Origin of the sequence: Streptomyces sp. BK022 (assembly GCF_004217355.1) — a bacterium.
Taxonomy (GTDB): Bacteria; Actinomycetota; Actinomycetes; order Streptomycetales; family Streptomycetaceae; genus Streptomyces; species Streptomyces griseoluteus.
This window is the reverse complement of sequence record NZ_SHKU01000004.1, coordinates 930207-951417: the sequence shown is the minus strand read 5'-3', so window position 1 is coordinate 951417 and position 21211 is coordinate 930207. Positions and strand designations below refer to the sequence as shown.

The 21211-nt window shown below is 69.3% G+C and carries 12 protein-coding genes and 4 pseudogenes; 7 read left to right on the top strand and 9 right to left on the bottom strand.

Going from position 1 to position 21211, the window contains the following annotated elements:
* Positions 1–472: 472 nt before the first annotated feature.
* Entirely contained in the window at positions 473–2863 is a 2391-nt protein-coding gene (locus EV284_RS21075; RefSeq protein WP_130336357.1) for a DEAD/DEAH box helicase, read from the top strand.
* Between the two features lie 98 nt (positions 2864–2961).
* On the opposite strand, the gene EV284_RS21070 is transcribed toward EV284_RS21075, so the two are convergent.
* From EV284_RS21070 to EV284_RS21055, 4 genes are all read right to left on the bottom strand, one after another.
* Positions 2962–3456, bottom strand: coding sequence for a hypothetical protein (locus EV284_RS21070; protein ID WP_130336355.1), 495 nt, complete (start codon positions 3454–3456; stop codon positions 2962–2964).
* 294 nt (positions 3457–3750) lie between these two features.
* Entirely contained in the window at positions 3751–4830 is a 1080-nt protein-coding gene (locus tag EV284_RS21065) for a patatin-like phospholipase family protein (RefSeq protein ID WP_130336353.1), read from the bottom strand.
* Positions 4827–7358: a ThiF family adenylyltransferase gene (locus EV284_RS33590; protein WP_130336351.1), complete on the bottom strand. Its 2532-nt coding sequence runs from the start codon at positions 7356–7358 to the stop codon at positions 4827–4829. The genes EV284_RS21065 and EV284_RS33590 overlap by 4 nt, the downstream gene beginning before the upstream one ends.
* A complete protein-coding gene (locus tag EV284_RS21055; protein WP_130336349.1) occupies positions 7355–8647 on the bottom strand; it encodes a hypothetical protein in 1293 nt (430 codons plus the stop codon). The genes EV284_RS33590 and EV284_RS21055 overlap by 4 nt, the downstream gene beginning before the upstream one ends.
* A 511-nt stretch (positions 8648–9158) precedes the next feature.
* On the opposite strand from EV284_RS21055, the gene EV284_RS32780 reads away from it, so the two are divergent.
* The gene (locus EV284_RS32780) at positions 9159–9797 is read left to right on the top strand and encodes a hypothetical protein (protein WP_165425551.1); all 639 of its coding nucleotides are present in this window, start codon (positions 9159–9161) and stop codon (positions 9795–9797) included.
* Here EV284_RS32780 and EV284_RS33385 read toward each other — a convergent pair.
* The 3 genes and pseudogenes from EV284_RS33385 to EV284_RS21035 all read right to left on the bottom strand — a co-directional run.
* A pseudogene (locus EV284_RS33385) lies at positions 9698–9967 on the bottom strand (hypothetical protein); the annotation flags it as partial. The gene EV284_RS32780 and the pseudogene EV284_RS33385 sit on opposite strands and share 100 nt — an antisense overlap.
* A gap of 559 nt (positions 9968–10526) precedes the next feature.
* On the bottom strand, positions 10527–11264 hold the full coding sequence (locus EV284_RS32775; protein WP_165425601.1) for a hypothetical protein: 738 nt from the start codon (positions 11262–11264) through the stop codon (positions 10527–10529).
* 215 nt (positions 11265–11479) lie between these two features.
* A complete protein-coding gene (locus tag EV284_RS21035) occupies positions 11480–12766 on the bottom strand; it encodes a hypothetical protein (protein ID WP_130336341.1) in 1287 nt (428 codons plus the stop codon).
* Between the two features lie 20 nt (positions 12767–12786).
* On the opposite strand from EV284_RS21035, the pseudogene EV284_RS33380 reads away from it, so the two are divergent.
* The 4 genes and pseudogenes from EV284_RS33380 to EV284_RS21025 form a co-directional block, all read left to right on the top strand.
* A pseudogene (locus tag EV284_RS33380) lies at positions 12787–12924 on the top strand (DUF6083 domain-containing protein); the annotation flags it as partial.
* A gap of 97 nt (positions 12925–13021) precedes the next feature.
* Positions 13022–13096 (top strand): annotated as a pseudogene (locus tag EV284_RS33375) (DUF6083 domain-containing protein); the annotation flags it as partial.
* Between the two features lie 36 nt (positions 13097–13132).
* Positions 13133–13537, top strand: coding sequence for a hypothetical protein (locus EV284_RS33370; protein ID WP_242625771.1), 405 nt, complete (start codon positions 13133–13135; stop codon positions 13535–13537).
* 688 nt (positions 13538–14225) lie between these two features.
* Positions 14226–15682: pseudogene (locus tag EV284_RS21025) on the top strand (UvrD-helicase domain-containing protein).
* Between the two features lie 280 nt (positions 15683–15962).
* On the opposite strand, the gene EV284_RS21020 reads toward EV284_RS21025, so the two are convergent.
* On the bottom strand, positions 15963–17141 hold the full coding sequence (locus tag EV284_RS21020; RefSeq protein WP_130336339.1) for a hypothetical protein: 1179 nt from the start codon (positions 17139–17141) through the stop codon (positions 15963–15965).
* A gap of 204 nt (positions 17142–17345) precedes the next feature.
* Complete coding sequence (locus EV284_RS21015; protein WP_242625751.1) at positions 17346–19643, bottom strand: DEAD/DEAH box helicase; 2298 nt, start codon at positions 19641–19643, stop codon at positions 17346–17348.
* 173 nt (positions 19644–19816) lie between these two features.
* Here EV284_RS21015 and EV284_RS21010 point away from each other — a divergent pair, with 173 nt between their 5' ends.
* Complete coding sequence (locus EV284_RS21010; RefSeq protein WP_130336337.1) at positions 19817–20830, top strand: TniQ family protein; 1014 nt, start codon at positions 19817–19819, stop codon at positions 20828–20830.
* Positions 20831–21211 lie beyond the last annotated feature (381 nt).

Genomic DNA, 21211 nt, shown 5'->3' with positions numbered 1-21211 from the left:
CCCGCGGAGCGGGTAGGAACGCGCTGCGCGCGTCCAAGGGAAACCCGCCCTGCTTCGCAGGGCGACTGGGCTCGCTTCGCTCCCCCAGGAAAGCAACCCCCGCTGCGCGGGGGTTGCTTGACGGAGTGTTGATTGGGGGCCGGCTTCGCTCGGCCCCCAATCAACCGTACTGCTTCGCAGTACGGTCGGCAGGTCCGCTTCGCTCCCCTGCCTCTGGCTTTCCGGCTTCGCCTCCAAGCCTGGCCCGCTGCGCGGGCAGCTGGCTAGAAGAGGTGGCGGGTTGGGGCATTATCCTCCGCTTGAGCTCAGACGGAGTCCTCTTGTCCAAGCTCACATGGCGTCGGGGATGGCCCTGTCATAGTGGGGTGGAAGCTCGGTCTCCGAGCAATGCAATCAAAAATGACTGCGGATAAAGTCTACGCTCAACGGGTAGTGCCTCTGGCGGGTGGCCCCGGGTAAGAGGTGATGTGCTGTGTCGACTCGGTGGACGCTCCGTCCCCATCAGGTCGAGGCTGTCGACGCGGTGGTGCGGGCATTGGAGCAGGTTCCTGGTGCAGGGTCATCAGGTGGCGTGCGGGCCCAGGTTGTCGCCGCTACCGGAACGGGCAAGAGCCTGATCGCCGTGCACGCGGCACGGGCTCTGCGTGCACGGCGGGTGCTGGTGCTGGTTCCCACGCTCGGGCTGCTGACGCAAACGGTGTCTGTCTGGCGTGAGGCGGGGCGCCGAGGCCCGATGTTCGGTGCCTGTTCTCTGTCGGGCGAGGATGCGCAGGTTCTTCAGTGCACCACCGATGAGGCGGAGTTGGTGGGGTGGGCTTCCGGTCTGGAGTTGGTGACGGTCTTTGCCACGTATGCCTCATTGGGGTTGGGGGTCTTGGAGCGGAGTCATCGCTCGGGGTTGGGCGCCTGGGATCTGGTGGTGGTGGATGAGGCGCATCGGACGTCGGGAGCGTTGGGCAAGGCGTGGGCGGGGGTTCATGACAACGCGCGGGTGCCGGCGTTGCGGCGCTTGTACATGACGGCTACGCCACGGCTGTGGGAGGTGACGGATCGGGAGGGGCCGGGGGGTGGTGAGCTGGTTGCGTCGATGGATGACGAGGCCCTGTTCGGTCCGGTGGTGTATCGGCTGTCGTTGTCGGAGGCGATTGAGCGGGGGCTGGTCGCTCGGTACCAGGTGGTGTGTGTCGATATCACGGATCCTGGGCTGTCCGTGGTCGAGTTGGCCGGGGGTGCGGGAAGGACGGCGCAGGTTCGGGGTGTGCGGCTGGCGGCCTTGCAGACGGCGGTGGTAAAGGCGGCCGCGGAGCGGAAGCTGAGGCGGCTGCTGACGTTTCATTACCGCACCAGTGAGGCTGAGGCGTTCTCCAGTGGTCTTGGCGCGGTGGCGAAGGAGTTGTGGGAGAGCAACCCGGAGCTGTATGCGGGGCCTGATGCGGTGTGGGCTGACTGGTTGTGTGGGGAGCACAAGCCGGCGCACCGGGGGCGTGTGCTGGAGAAGTTCGCGTCGGAGCCGGAGGGTGATCTGGGGGCGGCGTGGGTGCGGGTGCTGTCGTCTGTGCGGGTGCTGGGTGAGGGGGTGGATACCAAGGAGTGCGATGCGGTTGTCTTCGCGGACGTGCGGGGGTCGGCTGTCGACATCGTCCAGGCGGTAGGACGGGCGCTGCGGATGCAGCCCGGGGCGGGCAAGGTCGCCTCGCTGGTGGTGCCAGTCTTCCTCGGACCGGGTGAGCAGCCTGACGAGATGCTGCTCTCTCGGGCTTATGGGGAGCTGGTGAAGGTTCTCACGGCGTTGCGGGCCCACGACACCCAGGCCGTGGAGCAGTTGGCCGTTCCCCAGGTGGCCGGCGGCGCTGCCGCCGGGGAGGCGGTCCGGGCGGCGGGCGAGGTGAGCCAGGCTGCCGGGAAGTTGCTGTCGTTCTCCCGGCCGCGGGATCCGGCGCAGTTGGCTGCGTTCATCAGTCTGCGGGTGCTGCAGCCCGAGACGCAGTTCTGGCGGCGGGGTCTGGCTGCCGCGCTCGCCTACCGCAGCGACCGTGGTGATCTGGCGGTGCCGTACGAGTACCGGACTCCGGACGGGTTTGCCCTGGGGGTGTGGATTGCCCGGCAGCGTTCCTCGCGCAACCGCGGGGAGCTGAGTGAGGAGCGGGTGGGTCAGCTGGATGAGCTCGGCATGATCTGGGCGCATGCGGAGGTCGCGTTCGCCGAGGGGCTGTCGGCGGCGCGGGGGTGGGCGGCTGAGCACGGGCACCTGCTGGCGCCGGCTGATGCCATGTGGGAGGGCTATCCGGTGGGACTGTGGCTGAAGAACCAGCGGGCCGTCGCGCGGCAGGACAAGGGCGGGCAGGGAGCGGTTGGGCTGAGTGCGCAGCGGCGGAGGGCCTTGGAGAACATCGACCCGTCCTGGTGTCCTTCCTGGTCGGTGTCCTGGCAGCGGTGCTTCCATCTCGCCCGGGTGCACGTGTGCAGCGGGGAGGTGCTGCCTGAGGAGGCGGGGTGTCTGGTGGTCCAGGGGGAAGATCTGGGGCAGTGGGCGGTGTCGCAGCGGCGTCAGTGGGGCACGCTGGGGGCGGCGCGGCAGTGGCTGCTGCGGGAAGCGCTCGGGCTCGGGCCGCTGCAGGACAGCGAGAAGGTCATCGCGGTGCCGCGTCGTACGCGGGCGCAGGTCTGGGCGGCGAACGTGGCGGCTGCCCGCCAGTACCAGAAGCGGGAGGGGCACCTGGAAGTGCCTCACCGGCACGTCGAGGAGGTAGGGGGCGATGCATGCGCACTAGGGGTGTTCATCGCCAACAGCCGCGCCCGCCGCGCGCGGCTCGCGCCCGAGCGGGTCGAGGAGTTGTCCGAGCTGGGGATGCGGTGGGTGTAGAGCGCGGCTCTTCACGAGAGAGTTTGCTGGGCGGGGTGAGCGGGCGGGGTCCAGTCGGGTTGGGCCGGTGAGTCGTTCTCTCTTGGGGCGGGCGGAGGTCAGTGGAACAGTGCTTGTGCCAGTACGGCCTGGAGTTTTCCGCCAGCGGCTGCGGTGGGGTCACCGGCCAGACCCGTGCACAAGACGACGCATTCCTGTGCCTGCAGCATCTGCCACATAGCGTCGGTGACCCGGCTGTGGTCGCTGTTGCGGATGATCGTCGGCTGTCTCCCTGCGGGCTCGGCGCCGTGCAGGCATTCGAAGGCTCTGGTCTGGGTACCGAAGATGGCCGTCCACTTGTGGCTTGGCTTGGGGATGCCGGGAGCCTGCCAGGTCGGCCAGGCGAAGAAGTCTTTCAGCTGCCTGGCTTCTGGCATGCCGCCGGCTGCGTTCAGGGCGAGGAGGACGGTGCGTGTGGTGGCAAAGCTGGTCTCTACCTGCCGGCCTTCTTGGCGCGCGCTTTCGATTTTTCGGGTCTGCAGGCCGACGTGGGTGACGCTGAAGTTCAGCGCGGGAAGCAGTGCTTCCTGGGGGGTGCCCAGTTGTGCGGTCATGCTTCCAGGATGGTGTCGGACGGATTTTTGGTTCATGGTTTTTCGGTGGTTCGCCACTAAAGTATATGGATCAACTGGATTTTGGCGTATCGAGTCGTTTCGTGTCTGCGATAACGGTGCTGCTTGCCCGTTGCCGGCCCAGCGCGTTGTGCGGGATGCATCAAGGATGCAGTTCCTCGGCCTGGTCGCCGAGCAGTAGTCCGTCGGGGATCTGGTGTCAGAGGCGGTCCATCGGCTGGGCCGCTGCTGCATGGTTCAGCCTCGTCGTGGGCCGTGCGGCTGTTCGCCGGCTGGCTAGTTCAGGTAGAGCGGGAGCAAGGCGCGCGTGAGTTGCTCGCCCCGGGTGGTTACAGCGGTGAAGTCGGCTCGGTTCATTGCCGCGAAGTTGGTTGGGTAGGACGCGACTCGTTCCCGGGGCACGAGATCGGCGGGCGGGGCGGGCAGTCGGTGGTCCTGCATGCCGAGGTAGGCGAGTGTGAAGCCGTCGATGCGCCCGGCGGCTCCCCACTCGTGGAGTCGGGCGCGGCCTGCGTCCTGGTTCTTGCGGTGTACGACCTCGAATGAGCGGCGCAGGCGTCCGGCGAAGAAGTGCGGCGCTTTGGCGGGCAGTTCTCCCGGCCCGGCGTCACAGGCGACGATGTAGGACACGTCGAAGACCTGGGGGGTGAATGCGGGGTTCCTGCCGGGTTCGAGGACGGACAGGCCGAGGTTGTCGAACACGCCGCCGTCGGTCAGCAGAACGGTCTGGCGCTGGCGCTGGCCGGAGCGTTCGAAGGTGAAGGTGCGTTCCAGAGCTGGCAGCAGGACGGGGAAGGCCGCGGAGGCGGCGACTGCGGTGGCGACCTGGACGGGCTCGGTGATGGTGCCGTAGCGGGAGCAGCTGCTGAGGGTGCTGCCGAAGCGGACGGCGTTGGTGGTGGCCAGGTCGGTGGCGGTGAGGACGGTGTCGAGGCCGGGATGGGTGACCTGGTCCATGGTCTTGGTGCCGAAGGCCCGCTCGGTGAGGAGAGTGGCCAGGGCGTCGGTGCGGTTGACGGGGCGGGCGACGGTGACAGTGCGGGAGAACAGGCCCCGGGCTGCGGCCCGGCTTGCGGCGGCGAGGTTGCGGGTGGCGGCGGCAGGGGTGAATGCCTTGCGGATGATGTCTCTTTGCAGGCCGGTGCGCAGCAGTTCGGTGGTGTGGGCGTCGAAGTCCGCGAAGTCGGCGGGTCCGTAGGCCCACAGGGCGGCCAGGAGGGAGCCGCCGGAGATGCCGGAGACGACGCGGATCTGGCTGAGGAGGTCGCGGTCGTTCAGAGCGCGCAGGCAGCCGAGGTGGAAGGCGGCTGCGCGTGAGCCTCCGCCGGACAGGGCGAGGCCGATGTGGCGGGTCATGGGCGGGCATCGTCCGATCGGCGCGGGGCGGGCAGTCGGTGAGGCTGGGTGGCGTAGCCGCCGGGCCACCAGGTGATGTCCGGCTGCCCCGCGGTTACGCGGGGCAGCGCCGGGGTGGGCACCGGGGTGTCGGTGCGGTCGGCGAAGCGGGCGTAGAAGTGGGGTGGCTTGTCGTCCTCGAGCCAGGCCTTCCACACGTGGGTGGGGCCGCCGGCGATGAGGACCAGGGCGCGGGGCGGGGTGTCGTCGAGGGGCAGCGTGAGAGTGCCCATGGCGGCGAGGTCGGTGGGACTGGGTCGGGCCGGGCCGTGGGGGTGGGTGTGCCACATGCCGAGGAAGCGGGTGGTGGCTTGCGTGGCCGTGCGGCGGGCTGCGAGGTGTTCTCGGATGCCGGTGGTGCCGTGCTCGAAGTGGTGCTCGCTGAGCAGGGAATCGGGAGGCGGACCAGTGGCTTCGTCGATCCACAGGATGCGCGTGGCGTCGTCGATGGCGCCCAGGAGCATGCCACCGGTTTCCACCTGGGCGCCGCGGACGCGGGCACCGCGGCGGGCTTCGGCGCGCATTTCGGCGAGGGCGGCCGTGCTGATGCGGACCTGGTAGCCGCCTTCCTCGGTCAGGACGGTGTCGTTGGGCCAGGTCCACCAGCGGGCACCGGGCAGGGCGGGGTCGCTGGGGCCGGTGGGTGAGGGGACGGTGAGGGCGGCCATGGTCTGCTGGGGCTCGGGGGTGGCCAGGGCATGGAGGATGCCGGTCATGAGTTGGCCGGCCAGGCCGGTGACGTCGGCGGCGGAGCCGGTGAAGGTGGCGTCCGAGCAGCCGGGTTCGGGCTGGAAGAGGTCAGTGCGCGGTTGGACGGGGAAAAAGTCGTCGAGGATGTCGGCGTGGGCGCCGGTGGTATTGGCGCGGGCGGCGAGCCCGGTGCGGCGCAGGATGTCGCTGCCGGCGCCGGTGGCGCGGGTGGGCGAGAAGGCGACGATGCCGCGGGTCGCCTTATGGCCGATCATCACGGTGGCCAGGGGTGGCCAGGGGGTGGGGTCGGTGGCGCGGACGGCTTCGAGGTGGGCGCGCACGATGCGGTTGGCGGTGGCGTCGATGATCAGGTCGAAGGAGTGCACGTCGGCGTCGGCGAGGGTGCTGATGATGTTGCCGGGCAGCGGTTCGACGCGGGTGGTGTGCGGGGTGATGGCGGAAAGCCGGTCGGCGAGCGTGCGGCACTTGGAGAGGCCGATGTCGGCGTCCGTGTAGGGCTGGCGGGTCAGGATGCCGGGGTGGATGAGGGACTGGTCGGCGACGGTGACGCGGGCGGCTCCGGCGCGCACGCACATCTCTGCCATGGGGGCGCCTAGGGCGCCGGAGCCCAGGACGAGGATCTGCTTGCCGTTGAGCCATGCGGCCGGGGTGGCGGCGTCCCGGCGCACGGTGACTTCTGGGCGGGCTTCCTGGATGCGGGCCCACCGGGTGGGCAGGCTGCCCAGCCATTTCTCGCTGGTCTGCTCGAGGAAGTTCCGGCCGAGTTCGGCCAGCGGCGGGTAGTCGTCGAAGGCGGCTGCGGACAGGCGCCCCATCAGGTCGGCCAGGTCGGGAAGGTTCCAGGCGACCAGGTGGGGCAGCAGGTGGTCGCTGCCAGCGATGCCGCGGGAGGGGGTGCCGAGCAGGAGGTAGAGCGGGGCGACGGGGGTGTCGTCGTCCGGGTCGGCGACGGGCAGCAGGACGGTGCGGTTGCGGTCGGCGGCTACACCGATCAGGCCGAGGATGACGGCCGGGGTGATCCCTTCGTCTGCCAGGGTCCCGATCAGCTCGCGGGCGGTGTTGGGGTATTCGAAGGTCAGGTGTTGGGTGGCGATCACTGCCGGGGCGAGGAAGACCTCCGACCCTGGTGGCAGCCCGACTGTCTGGCGGGCTTGTTCGGCGCTGGTGGGCCAAGAGCCCAGGGGCAGCCAGCCGACCACGTCCTGGCGGTCGTCGCGGACCCGGTGCATAAGGGCCGCGCCGATCCAGGGCGCGCCCTGCGCGGTGGGGGCGTCGTGGCGGACGACCAGCAGGCCTGCGGACTGGTGGGTCAGGGCGTTGGGCGGGTGGAGGGGCTCGCCGGGTGTGTCGAGCTCCCCCGCGGCGGCGGCCTGGAACCAGTCCCAGACACGGGTGATGAAGCCGTACATGCCATCGGCCGGGTCCCATTCCGTGGCCGGTGAACGGTACATGCACAGGTGGCGGGCCCAGTTGACGTGCGGGGCGCCTGCGAAGCGGGTGTGGGCGGTGCGTACCTGGGGGACGGCGAAGGGGAAGGTGGCCGGGATCAACAGGGTGATCGCTTCGCGCCGCTTGAAGTGCAGGCCGGCGGGCGTGCGGGGCAGGGTGGAGCAGTCCACGCCGAGGCGGGCCTCGATCCAGCCGGGGAATCCGTCGGCGGGATCGGCACGGGTGATGCGGCCCAGCTCGAGGGCGTTGTTGGCGGCGGCAATCCGCTCAAGCTGGGTGATGGCCAGCTGCTGTCCGGGGGTTGCTTCCTGCAGGAGGATGTCGCTCACGCGTCACCGAATCCGACGGAGGTGGCGGGGACGGCCTCGTCGCCGCGGGCCTGGCGCACCGCTTCCCGGCCCGCCTCGATACCGCGCGGCTGCGGAACTGGCGCGGTCTCCGTGAGGGGGACGCTGTGGGTCAGGCCCAGTGCGGTGAGCAGCCTGTCCGAGCGGCCTGCCAGGGCGGCGGACTTCTCTACGAGTTCGCCGGTAGTGACCAGGTCCAGGCCCAGGCCAGGCTCGAGGACGAAGACCACCGGGCGGGGATCCTTTGGGGTGGGGTATTCACCGGTGCACAGAACGGGCAGTTCTGTGATCGTCTCGTAGGCGTCGCGGGCGAGCCGGTGGGGCGGGTTGTCGCCGCTCTCGTCGCTGGTACGGAAGGGCCGGGAGCTGGCTATCACGCGGGCGTCGGGGCCGGCATGGGCTTGCAGCTGGTCGAGGATGTCCTGCTTGAGTTCCTCGGTTCCGTCCTCGCCGGGCGCGTACATGACCTTCTTGGAGCAGTGGTGCGGGGAGAGCAGGACGTCCCACTCGACGCGCTCGGTGCGATTGTGGGATTCGCTGTAGTCGAGGATCTTCTTGATGGTCGGGTAGGCGAGGTCGCCCAGGAGCAGGATGCGGCCCGCCGTGCCGTCTGCGGCGGTCAGTTTCAGCTGCAGGGCGAGCGAGGTCTCGTTGCGCTCGCCGGCACAGTCATCGCGGAACGGGGCGTGGACGAAGGCCTCGAACCGGTCGGAGACGTCGGTGCCGTCGATGGTGCTGATCGCCTTGCCGGGGGCGGTGAAGTAGGCGTCGGGGAGTTCGGCGTAGGAGTGCTGGTCGCGGTCGTCGTCGTACCCGATAATGCGGACCCGGTCACCGCTCTCGGGTTCCTTGCCGAGTTTGATGGCCTTGATGGTGGCCTTCACGCGGCGTTCGACTTCGTCATGGAAGAGCTGGGCGTCCCCACACATCGGGATGTCCTCGTCGAGTTCGCGCCACAGCCGGGGCGTTGCCCAGATTTCGCCGATCTTGATGGAGCTCTCCAGCAGGTCTCCGAAGCCGCAACAGTGGTCCAGGTCCGCGTGGGTGAGCGCGAACAGGGCCAGGTAGGGCGTCTCGTCGTCGAGTTGCGGGAGGGTGTCCGCCAGCCGGTCGATGACCGCGGCCACGACTGCGTCGTCTTCGTCCGCGGCCTTCATGTCCCGCAGGTCGACCTGCATGACCAGGCCGTCGCCCAGCACGACGGTGGTGGAGTCTCCGGTGCCGACCGGCCAGAACACCACGCCCCGCTCGGGCAGTTCCGTCTCGACCATGTCCTACCTCTTCACGCCATTGTGATCAACGAGCCGGTAAAGCACATGACTTCACCGTGGCGTCCAGGTGTACCACCCGCCACTGACAACTGCCCTCACTCTGGCCCCGAGGCGGGCGGAGAAGGGCTACGGGTAGGGCAGGGGCGTTTCCGGCGTCGCCAACGGATTTCGTCGGGCAAGGAGCCCAGGCCAGGGCGACGCACTCGTCTCCCGAGCGCGCAGACGCCCGGAAGACACTCAGACGACTCGCCGCCCGCTCCGGTGTCCTTATCTGAGCACTGCCCGGCCCCACACCAGGCCAGCCGGACAGCCATCGCCACCTCCGCGACAGCAGCGCCATTGTCCTCCTGCGGAAAACGCCTGACGATAGATGCTGCGGGGGCGCTGTTCTCCTCCTGTGGCCCTTCCTTCGGATCACCACGCCTGCCTGGCACGACCGACGCGCAGAACTCGCCAGACGAGGCGGACCATTGCCGGAGCTCCGGCCTGCATGGGTCCGTAGGATGCATCTGTGGAGAGTGTCGAGGACCGATTGAAGGCGTCCGCATCAAGAGCACACCTCGCAGACAGAATCAGGCATTCCGGCTGGAATCGTCGGAAAGCCGCCGCGGTCGCAGAGATCTTGCAGACCACTGTGACCAGCGGCACCGATCTGCGAACCATTGAACTGCCCGATGAGACGCACTTCGGGCTGAGGATGGCGTTCTTCGAGGCCGCGACCTTTCCACTCCGGTGGATCGAGCTTCACCACTTCGATCGGCCGGAGGATCTTGGGCCACTCGCTGATGCGCGGGTGTACGGCACCGATCTCCACGGAGAGTACGCAGGCTCGGGCTACGGCTACGGGGGTTGGGGCCTGAAGTCCCACAATCCTGTCCATTGCGCGAGTGGACGCATCGAGCAGGACTGCATGCGCGTGCCAACCGGCCACCGGAGGGGAGCAGACTGCATCACCCTTGCGACCTTCCTCTACCGCACTCCCGGCTTCCGCGGTTGTTCCTTCTGCGGGGGTGCGGTCATCCAACGCCTGACCGATGAGCAGCACACCCACTACGCACGGTCCTGCGAGACCTCAACCGCACGGCCGTGGCAGGCCGCAAAACGCGATGAGTGGGACGAAGTGCCGCTCGGCGATGGAGACTCAAGCTGAGCCTGGCCGAGGGGGCCATGAACCTTAAGGCGTCGGCGAGGGCGAGGGCTCGGCGCACAGCCTTCGGGCGTCGCCCGGCCTCCATGGCCGCCCAGGTCGAGACGCTGGCGGGTGCGGGTGACGGCTACATACGCGAGGCGGGCCTCGCCGTCGTCGATCGGCCCGGCCACAGTGCGTCCGGTGCCGTCTGAGCTTCTCGCTGTCTTTAGGCGGGGTGAAGGGTCGCGACGATCGCGGCGGCGGCCGCGGCAATCACGGGAGGCGTTCTCCCACCCGCGACCCGCCGTCTGTGGCGAGGCGCAGGCCGCCCGATGACGGCCCGGTCCCCCGCAGCGGGGAAGCCACGGCGGCTCGTGCGTCGGCAGGCCTCACCGTCCGACCGCATGAGGAACAGCCTTTCCTCGGAACAGCGACCGTACATCCCGCGTACTCACGGCGTACCAGGAGGCGATCCCCCGGAACGCGGCGTGGTCGGTCGGATCAGGCGGACGGGGCCCAGGAGTGCTGCACAGGTAAGCACCTCGCGTAGCTGCTCGGCATAGGGCGAGGCTACGCACATGGTGCACGCCGGCCGGTCTCCGCGCCGGTAACGTCCAGAAGCGCGGTTCAGCGCCAGTCGCCGGGGTTCTCCCGGTGCGCTCAGAGGATACGGACGCCGGCGAGACCTGGGCCAGGACCTGGCGGATGGGTCAGTCCGGCCGCCCCGCCACCCTGTCACCGCCGGGGAGTCTAGCTGTGCATGAAGTTCCGGAGGTGGTCTTGGCAGTTGCGGCGGCCTTCCAGCGGCGGCACGCCAGCGGCCTCACCCGCATGCCAGACCACCTCGATCATGATCCCTGCCGCCTCGTGCCACTCCTCGTCTCCACTGCGCGGGACGACGGCCGCGCGGGCCATCGCACGGGCGGCCTTCCTGGCGGCCACGGCGGTCGGCGTTCCGGGGCCGGTGAGGCCGGCGGCGGTGTCGTAGGTGAACGGAGACCGCCCCTTGGAGCGGACGACGTCAGAACACCACATGGGGTCGTCGGCGAAGACGTCGAGGGCGGCGCGGGCAAGGGTTCGGCCGTCCGACAGCGTCCCGGCCTTCGACAGGGCGAGGAAGGCGGCGTGGTACGCCTCGGCGTCGGGGGCGTAGGAGTGGGTGTGGAACCCGGCCCGGCTCAGGGCCGCCTCAGCGGCGTCGGAGCATGCGCTGTACGTTCGCTGGACCCTCTCGTGGTCGGAGGAGTAGAAGAGCTGCTCCACCTCCCCTCCAGCGGAAAACCAGGCGCTCGCCTCTGTGGTCACCGCATCGACAGCCAAGAGCTGGTCGGCGGCCTCGATCAGGCCCGCCGCCCGCAGTGCGCGGGCGAGGCGGCCCCAACTGCTCTCGGAGGGCTCACAGATCTTGAGGCACTGGGTGTACGGCAGGCCGGTGGCGCCCTGGATTCGGCGGGCGAGCTGCGCGGTGCGGGGCTGCTTCTTCGGCATCGTCGACTCGAATTCCGGCGGGTCTTGCCCACGCCGTGCCCGCCCCGGTTGCTCGATGCGCTTGATGATCTCCGGGGAAACGCGGGCCTGTGAGACCTTCACCCGGGGTCGCCTGCTGCGTGGGAGCTGACGGCGGGGGGCTGTACGCGCCTAGCCATCCGGCAGCATAGCGGGCCTTCCTGCGGGGCGGACCCGGTTCAATTGTTTAGCCGGGCTCAGATCGCTGGATCTGCTTCCTGGGAGGCGAGCGCGGCTGGCACGGAGGTCGCCGCGGTGGGGTTGGGGCGCCATACGGTGGTGAAGGGGAAGTCGTTGTTCACCCAGAGCACGCCGGCCAGCTCGGGGGGCATGGTCCAGCGGGGCGGGTTGAAGGGATCGACCTCCACGGGGTGGTGTACGAACGTGTCTCCGAAGTTGAGCTGCACGCTCAGGGTGGGCGCGCCCGCGAGCAGGTCGTCGAGCTGCTGGATCTGAAGGCCGGTGAACTTGTGTGCGCCGGCCGCCACGATCAGCGGGAGTCCGGCTTCCTGGGCGAGCGCGCGGTACTTGCTGACCTTTTTCACGATGCCGGCGGCGACAGAGCTGGCCGAGACGACGCCGGCCATGTTGCTCGGGGGGATGAGGATCGTGCGCATCCCGGGGGGGCACATGGCCTGCCCCGTATTCGGGTCGAGCTGGAGCAGGAAGGTATAGCCCTGGCTCCGGAAGACGGGCTGGTGCAGTGGGGAGAGCAGGGCTCGGCGCAGGTCCTGGGCGATCTTCTTCGCGGTGCGCGCATCGGGGGCCTCAAGCGGGCGTGTGCGGTCACCGGCGACCGTCAGGACGACGGGGACGGCTATCTGCTTGAGGCGCTCGACCAGGGCGTGCCACGCCTTCATCTTCGCGAACGTCCCCTGCTGCGGGCTGTGGGTGAGGACCTCAACCAACGCGACGGGTGCGCCGGCGGCCCCGACGACGGTCCAGTCCGGTGTCAGCGTCCCCCACCGCCGCTCGAACTCCACGCTGAAGCCTCGCCGCCGCAGCGCCGCGCCGGCGGCGAGCTCGATGATGTCGGGCCAGAAGTTCTGGTCGCGCCAAAGGTTCGCGGCGAAAGCCGCCGCGGCCGCCTCCGGCAGGAGATCGAGCTGCTCGTCCAGCCAAATCCGCCAGGGCTCGTACTCGTCCAGCACCGCCAGGTCGTAGGAGAGCATCCGGTTCTCCGGGGGGCGCTTGCCATAGCGGTGGCGCTGTTCGGCGACGAATTGAGAGCCGAAGCGCCGATGGACCTGTTCCGTCTTCATGGACCCGGATTCTCCGCCTACCCGGCCTTGCATGCACCCAAGTTGCCGTGCCGAGATACCGAGACGGGGCGCAGCCCCTTCCCCGGCCCGCCTCAACGACTGCCCTTCGACGAGACGCTCACTGCTGCGTTTCCCTTCGGTCTCCGCCACGCCGGACAAAGTCGCGCGGACCGTACAGGAGGCCGGATGGGCGATCGACGGCCGCGCCTGCCACTGGCTCATCCAGCACGTGCTCAACGGGGCTGCGAACTGACCAATTTAGAACGCCCGTTCGCCTGCGACTTGCCCCCGACTGCACGAGCCGGCTGCTGCGCTGCGGCCAGGGCGGCAGGTGCCGCGAGTGCGGCAACCGGATCGAGTGGTATCACCGCGGCACTGGCATTCAGCAGTTGACCGTCCGCCTCCACCCGCACGAGCTGCCCGTCGCCCAGGTGCCCTTCAGCCTGGCGCTGGCATGTCAGCTCCGGTGTCGCCTACCCGGCCGGGGACGGCAGCGGCTGGTGCCGTCTGCCACACGCGATCGTCTGCCCCGCTCGCAACGCTCCCCCTGTCTCACCCCAACTGACCGAGCTGCGCCGATCGCTGGCCGTGCATACCCGGCGCCTGATCGATGCCGGCGTCTTCATCCCCTACCCGACCGCGCCGGATGGGCCGCCGGCTGTGGGGGTGGTCTCTGCGGGCTGCCGTCCTGCTCGCCCCATCGTGCAACTGCTGTACATGCGCTACCTCGCCGCCCGCCCCGTGGATGAGATCCGATGCATCGCTCAGACCAGCCGCCGCCGGTGCACCAACACCATGATCGCTCCCGGGATTCCGGCTGGCATCTGGATGCTGGTGCCGGGCCCCGCAACGAGCGGTCAGCTGACCGCTGCGGTGATGGCGGTCTACGATCTCAGCAGCCTCCCCTACACAGAGCAGTTGCGGTGGCGGGCCCAACGCTGTCTGAATCACGCTGCAAGCCCGACGGCTGCGAACATCGTGGTGGCCGACTAGGAGCCTTTCGATCCTCTGCGCCACCACGAGCACATCCGCACCCGTCTACCCTTGCGCGTCCGACGCCGCCCTGGTCCCGCTGGTCGTGTGCAGGAGCCAGCCAGTCCGTGCCGTCGTGCCAGGCCATCGAAACCGTTCTGACCAGGCCTGCCACTCACGGTGAGCTCCGAGACGCCGGTCGCAGCATGGCGCTGGCCGCGAACGCGGACCATACCCGGGCTGATGGCTGTGCAGGCCGTACGCAACGCGAGCCGCGCCCGGCACGTGCTGCGGCGGCTGGGCACACGCTTGCCGATCGACGTCCTGGCTACGCACTCCCCCGGCCCGGACTAAGTCCTGCTCAGCGTCACGCTGAGCCGTGCCCCCGACCGGCCCCTGCGCCGTGACGCACAGCCCCCTGGGGCAGCATCCACAAGTAGTGTTCCGCCGACACACGAGCTCGGCCCTCGCCCGGGCGGAACAAGACCGCGCCCGGTGTCTGGAGGACCGGCTCGAGGGCCTGTTCGCCGACTACACGCCTCAGGATGTCCTGGTCGGCCCCCCCCAGCCGGACACACAGCCATCGGCACCACCGCACGCCAACCACGTTATGACGCCTCTCCCCCCACGGGCGGCCCCGCCCGGGGCGGCGTCCTGCCGGCGCAACGGTTGCCGGCATCCCCTCGTTCTCATCTCTGCGGAGCCCTTGTTGCACACGCCCACCGATGAACAGGCCTACGCCATCGATGCTTTCCGGGCCGGCCACCATCTCGTCCTGCAGGCCGGCGCCGGGACGGGAAAAACCAGCACGCTCAGCCTCCTTTCCGCCAGCACCCACCGACGCGGCCGCTACTTGGCCTTCAACAAGGACATCGCCCGGGACGCCGCCACCCGCTTCCCCCGCACGGTGCAGTGCAAGACCGCCCACGCCACGGCCTACGCCGCCATCGGCCACCGCTACACGAGCCGGCTCAACAGCCCCCGCCAACCGGCCTGGAAGATCGGGCAGGCGCTCGGCATCACCCGCCCGGTCCGCATCGGCCATCACGAGATCAGCCCCAGGATGCTCTCTCACACCGTGCTGCGCACCGTGACCCGCTACTGCTACTCCGCCGACCGCTCCCTGGCGCACCACCACGTGCCGTCCGTGCGCGGCCTGAACAACGCCGACGAGCAGACGCAACTCACCCACGAAGTGCTGCCGTTCGCCGAAAAGGCCTGGGCCGACCTGCACAACCCCGACCAGGGCATCGTCCGCTTCGAACACGACCACTACCTGAAGATGTGGGCCCTGAGCAAGCCAAGACTCGAAGCCGACTTCCTCTTCCTCGACGAGGCCCAGGACACCAACCCCGTCCTCGAGGAAATCTTCAGCGCCCAGCGCCGCCATGCCCAGCTCGTCATGGTCGGCGACTCCGCCCAGGCCATCTACGGCTGGCGCGGTACCCGGGATGTAATGACCGGCTTCGACGCCACCTCTCTCACTCTCACCCGCTCCTTCCGCTTCGGACCCCTGATCGCCGACGAAGCCAACCGGTGGCTCGCACTCGCGGATGCCCCATCCGCCTGACCGGCACCCAATCCATCGCCACCGAGGTCGGCGCGCTCGACCGTCCCGACGCGGTGCTGTGCCGCACCAACGTCGGCGCCATGGCTGAGGTCATGCGCCTGCTCGCCGTCGGCTGCCGCGTCGCTCTCACCCGGAGCGGGCAGCAACTGGCCCAACTTGCCCTCGCTGCCCGCGATCTCAAGGACGGCCGCCGCACCGCCCATCCCGAACTTCTTCTCTTCCCCGATTGGGGCGAACTGCAGGACTACGCCGCGTACGACCCGGCCGGACGCGACCTTCAGCCTTTCGTCGACCTCGTCGACACCCATGGGCCCGACGCCATCCTCGCCGCCGTCGACCAGCTCACCGACCAGGCCCACGCCGAGGTCACCGTCTCCACCGCCCACAGCGCCAAAGGCCGCGAATGGCCCACCGTCCAGATCGGCAACGACTTCCCGCCGCCCAACGACACCAGCCAACTCGACAATCAGGGCCGCCCCGTCCCGGAACCCGTCAGCGACGCGGACGCTCGCCTCGCCTACGTCGCTGTCACCCGCGCCCGCCGGCACCTCGACCTCGGCGGCCTCGCCTGGATCGACAACCATCCCGCCACCTAGGCCGAGGGGGCCAACCGTTCCGCGCTACGTGCCGTGGCGGCCGCGGCGGAGGCGGATTCGGTGCACACCTGCGAGTTTTGTGGCGCGCTCCCGGCTGCGTCCGTACCCGCGATGACGAGCCGGGAGGCTGGTGCAAAAACTTGTGCGACATCTGCCATCGCGGGTGGTCCGCCCACCGACTCGTGACCGTTCATCGGGCGGCAAGCCCGACGAATGCTCATCCTGCGGAAGGTGGCCCCCAGCGCGACTGTCCTCGGGCGGGCCTCGCCGCAGGCGTGCCTCACGCAGAGCTCAGCAGTACCTGTTCCAGGTCGTGCCAACGCGGTGGGGGCGCAGCGGCGGATCGCACGACGGTGAGCAGCCGTCCGTCGAGGCAGGCATCGAAACGGCCCTGGGCCCGCGCCAGACGTTCCCGTACACCGACCTGGCGTGGGGGCTGCTCGCCCAGGACCGCCAGCAGCACCTCGTGCCGCGCTGATCCCAGCGCGTCCGCCGGCACCCAGGTGCCGCGGACTGGGATACCCGCGAGTTCCGCATTAGCTTCGGGAGCAGTGTCATACAGCCGCTGCGCCAGGTGTGCGGCCTGCTCTTGCGGGTCGGGTGCAGGCTGCGCGCGAGACACCACCCGAAGCGGGCCCGTGGCGGGCGGTGCGTGCATGCCGGGCGGGCTGGCGTCGGACAGCGGCCCCAGATCAGCGTCTGGTTCCCGTCTGGTAGGTCGCTCTGGTGGTCTGCGTTGCTGCTCCCGCACTGGGAAGTCCCACTGACGGCCTTCGCTATGTCTCTGCCATCGGGGGTCCAGCGCACTGTCCCAGCGTCCGGCCTCGGGAAGGAAGATGTCCGCGGCGACGCCGGAGCGGCCAATCCAGACCCAGCTCATGAAATAGGCGTGGTCGCGGTGCGAGGCGGACCAGAGGGCAAGTTCCTGCAGTCGGCTCTTCTGCTCAGCGAGCGGCTCCTTCGGCAGGAGTGTCTCAGGGCGGCGATGCCGGCCGCGGGCCTCCCCCGCGATACGTCCACCAGGCAGGTGGAACAGCAAGTCGGGGCGGATGCCTATGGCCCGGTAGTCGGTCAGCATGCGGCCTGGCAGGGCATCGAAACTGTGCAGCCCATGCGCGCTGCTGTCCCAGGCGAACAGTGCCTCACTCGCCGCGGTCAGCATGCCCAGGCCCGAGCTCTCGGTGACGAAGCCGCGGATGTGCCGCGAGCTCGCCACGAACGCCTGGTGATCGACCTGAAGCGGGCCGCCCGTCCCAGGAGCATCGAGATAACTGGCAAGAAGGCGGACCTCGAGCTGCTTGGTCCGATAGTCAAGGACGCGGTTCAGGTCGCAGGCCAGTGCGTTGATGTGGATGAGGCGGGCCAGTCCCACCTGCAGATCGTCCTGCCCGACCTCTGTGACTCTCACCTTCGGCCCCTGCACCCGGAACTGCCACACCCGGGCTCGTATCGTATTCACCTTCGTGGTCCTCTCCGAGCTTCCGTCACGCCGCGCAGTTCACCCATCGGCTGGCGCGGGGCCTCCCTTCAGGGTGCAACTCCCCGTACTGCCACGGCGTTTCTCAACTTGAGAAGTCCGGCCACCACCGGCTTCCGATCCGGGGGTGTGCCTGCCCGGTCGTCCCGGACCATCCAACCTCATAGGGCGCGGACGGCGGATCGGTCAGGACCATCTCATGTCGAGGGCTTGTAGAGCGTCTAGTTGTTCGCGGGTGAGCTGGGCGGGGTCGCGGCGCCGTTCTCTGATCCAGCGCCCCAGGTCCAGGGAGTAGCCGTCGACTGTGCACGGGTGGCTGCGGGGGACGTTGAGGTGCTGGTGGGAGCGCCAGAAGATACGGGCGGCGCGCAGGCCGCGGGCGAAGGCCCGGTCGGCCGGGCCGCGGGGCGGCCGCAGGAGGAGGGCGAGAGGGTGATGGAGGGGGAGGGCGCCGAGGAGGTTGTGCTGCATGTCGGTGAGTCTGCCGAGTCGATCGATCTGGTCGTCGAGCCAGCGTGTGAGGGGGCTGTCGTCGCTGTCGGGGCTGAGGTCGGGAAAGGTAAGTTCGCCGCGCCGGGCCGCTTTGAGGGCCCTGGCGTAGGCGCGTTTCCACTCCTCTTTCCATCCGGCGGCCCACCAGGGGTAGATGTCGTTGAGGGCCCGGTGGTAGCAGTACGGGAGAGCGCGTTGGCGGGCGTCTCGGCGCCAGTCGGCGACGTGGCGGCCCAGGGCGATGCCTGCGTGGTGTTCGTTGGCGCGGGGCGCGAGGTGGCCGTGCTGGGCGGTGTAGTCGCGGGCGATGTCGAGTTTGTATTCAATGCTGCGGGGCGGGTGCTCCCAGGCCATGCCCAATGCGGTCAGGCGTTTGATGCGGTCAGGCAGAAGCATGCGGTTGGCGCGTAGGGAACGCTGCTGTCCGAGCCACCAGCCCAGGTAGAAACGGTCAGTGGTCAGGTGTCGGCTGGCGACGTCCAGGTTGCCGTGTTCGTTGTGGTACTGCTGGGCCTGTTCGAAGCCCATTTCCCAGACCTGGTTGGGGGCATCAACGTGGTCGAGGCCCAGGACCGTGAGGATCTCGTCGACGCGGATGGGGTGGGCTGCGAGTTCGGGCTCGGCGGGCTCACCGTCTCCGTTGAGGTATTCGACGCGGTGAAAGACGTGCTCGTCATAGACGCTGAGATCGATGAGGACTTGATAAATCAGGTGGAATCGGGTGCGCCTGGTGGCCTTTCCGATGTCCTCTCCCGGTGCGGTGTAGACGGGGATGATGATGGTGGAGATCTTGCCGTCGCCGGGGGTCTGGCGCAGGGTGCGACCGACGGCCTGGACGATGTCTACGGTGCTTGTCTTGGGGTGGGCAAACAGCAGGGAGTCGATGGCGGGGATGTCGATGCCCTCGGCGCAGCAGCGGCAGTTGGTCAGGACGGCCCTGCGCGGGCGCGTGTCGGTTGGGTGAGTGGAGAGCGGGGCGGTGCGAAAGGCGGCGTAGTTCTGGTAGCGGACGAAGGAGTTCTGTCTGGAGTTGACGGTGTTGACCTGGAGCCGCGAGGGGGCATAGCCGGGCATTCGGGCGGCGGTCTGCGGCAGTGTTTCGGCACAGGCTTCGGCGGCCGCGATGCAGGGGTGGAAGGTGAGGGTGCGCCTGAGGTCATAGCGCTTCTGGGCCACCAGGAGCGCGATCTGGGCGGCGGCGGCCCGCAGTGCTTCGGCGGTGTAGCTGTTGACGCCGGCGTTCAGGGTGCGGCGTAGGTCTTTGTCGGTGATCGTGATGACGGCGATGCGGTAGTCAGCGAGCAGGCCTTGCTGGATAGCTTCGGCCAGGGAGAGGCGGTAGACGACGGGCCCGTACAGGCTCTGGTCGTCCATGGAGGCGACTTCGACGTCGGGTCCCCTCCCTTGGGGTTCGAACTTGCGGAACGTAGCGGTCATGTACAGGCGATGGCGGGCGGGCAGCGCGTCGTTGTCGTGGACGGCGCCCCAGGCTTTGCCGAGGCGGCCCGCGGTGTGGTGGGCCTCGTCGGCGACGACGACGTCCCAGTGCGGCAGGTGGTAGTCGGCGTGCGCCTGGACGACTTTGACCAGCGACTGGTAGGTGCAGAACACGTTGAGAGGGCCGTCGATGTCTGCGGCGGCCTCCGCGAGGCGCTCGGGCGTGTTCGCCACCGTCAGCGTCTTGGCCAGGGAACGGCTGAGGGCCTCGTCGGGCGAGCAGACGCCCAGGTAGCGGCCGGGGCGTCCCTCCCTGCGCCAGGTTTCCGCGGTCTGTTCCAGCAGGGCCTGCGAGGGGACCAGGACGAGGGCCCGGCCCTGGGGTGCGGTCTCCTGGACGGCGTGGAGGGCGACATGGGTTTTACCGGTTCCGGTGGCCATGGTCGTGGTGACGCGGGTGGCGCCTTCGGCGAAGTCGGTGACGATGGCATCCACCGCCATGTCCTGGTGACCGTGCAACGGGGTCTTGAGTCCGTTGAGGGTCAGTGTGGCCACGTGTGGTCCTCCCCTGATTCTCGTGGCGGTCCTGGCCCGAGGGTGAGGAGGTTCCCGGCCGGCCGTGACCGGGGCCGGAAAGGTTCACTCGAAGGAGTTGTCGGGTCTTGACTGCCTGCGCGAAGCGGCACGAGTGTCCTGATGGGGTGTGCCGTGGCGGGGAGGGAAGTCCCATGGACTTGACGGGTTTGCTGGGGCCGAGCCGTCCGCTGCCGGTACAGGTACGGCCGGTGGGCGGAGAGTCGACCGGGTCGTTCGTGCGGCGGCTGGGACGGGCCAACGGTCTGGATCTGGTGTCGTTCCTCGAGCGTGTCGGGCAGGGCGAGGCGTCCCGGGACCCGGAGCAGGTGGAGAAGTATCCGCAGTACACCGAGATGAAGGTGAACGCGGCGGGCCGCACCTATCTGTCGGTGCTGTCGGGCCTGGACGTGGGGCTGCTGCAGTGGGCGTTGCCATCGCTGGCGGATGACCTGCTGCTGCCCGGTACGGGGCCGGCGGTGTGGCAGTGGCCGTGGGAGGCGGAGGGCGGGCATCTGGTGCCGTGGTGCCCGTCGTGCGGACACCGGCGGCGGGTCGGTGAGCGGGTGTGGCTGATGTCGGCGGATAGCTGGCAGCTGTGCGGCCGGCATCTGCGGTGGACGGACGACTCGCGCAGTACCGATCCGGAGGCTGTGTCGGTGGCCGCGCTGGCGGCGTGCGTGACAGCGCACCGGGACAGGCTGCGATTGCAGCGCAGGTTCAAGTCGGCCGGCGAGGAGTTGTTCGCCGACGCCTGCCAGGTCATGTACCAGTGGTGGACGTATGCGCCCGACACGCTGGTGTGGGTGCAGCGGGCCTGGACGGCGGGGATGGAGGCCCGTTCGGCGCGTGCCGTCCCGCTGGTCGTCTTTCCAGAGGCGGTCGGGCTGGCCTGGCTGATGCTGCGGTTCGAGCAGGCCGGGCGGCGCACGCCGCAGGACCGGGCCCGGTGGCTGGCCCAGGTGCAGCATCAGGCGGACGTGTGGGACATCGACTTTTCCGCGGGGAAGAACGCGCTGTTGCAGTGGCTCGAACGCCACAACCGTCCTGCCGCGGCGGCCGTACCCGCTGCGGCAGGACGGCGGCAGCCCGTGCTGGCGGAGCGGCACAACCGGATTGCCGCCCGTACCGGCTCCCTGCAGCAGCGCTCGTGCATGCCCGCCGTATGAGCCCATGAGGAGACCCTTGGGCTGACGAAAGCTGCCTGCGCCACCGGGCGCACGCTGCCCCGACCCAACCGCCCCCCACGGCTGAGTGCCGGCGTGCCGGCGTGCCGGCGTGCCGGCGTGCCGGCGTGCCGGCGTGCCGAACATCCTGCGCGCTGTGCCGCTTTGCCGGCTGACGGCCCCCTCCGCCGCGCTGCTGCCTCGTGACGCATGTCGGCTCTCCCGCCTCGCGGCCGACGCGCCAGAGGCCCCGCCCGCCGGGGCCCCGCTCAAGGGGCGGGGACCGTCGTGACGGTTCTGTCAAGAGCATGCCCCTCGAACGGGGGACGTCTCGCTGCCAGCCCGCTGTGCGCTGCCGGACGCGGCCATCCTGGGATCGGCGGG

Coding starts and splice junctions, on each gene's coding strand:
- EV284_RS21070 (WP_130336355.1), bottom strand. CDS start 3,456: ATGACCGCACAACTGGGCACCCCCCAGGAAGCACTGCTTCCCGCGCTG.
- EV284_RS21065 (WP_130336353.1), bottom strand. CDS start 4,830: ATGACCCGCCACATCGGCCTCGCCCTGTCCGGCGGAGGCTCACGCGCA.
- EV284_RS21055 (WP_130336349.1), bottom strand. CDS start 8,647: ATGGTCGAGACGGAACTGCCCGAGCGGGGCGTGGTGTTCTGGCCGGTC.
- EV284_RS32775 (WP_165425601.1), bottom strand. CDS start 11,264: ATGCCGAAGAAGCAGCCCCGCACCGCGCAGCTCGCCCGCCGAATCCAG.
- EV284_RS21035 (WP_130336341.1), bottom strand. CDS start 12,766: ATGAGCCAGTGGCAGGCGCGGCCGTCGATCGCCCATCCGGCCTCCTGT.
- EV284_RS21010 (WP_130336337.1), top strand. CDS start 19,817: ATGGACTTGACGGGTTTGCTGGGGCCGAGCCGTCCGCTGCCGGTACAG.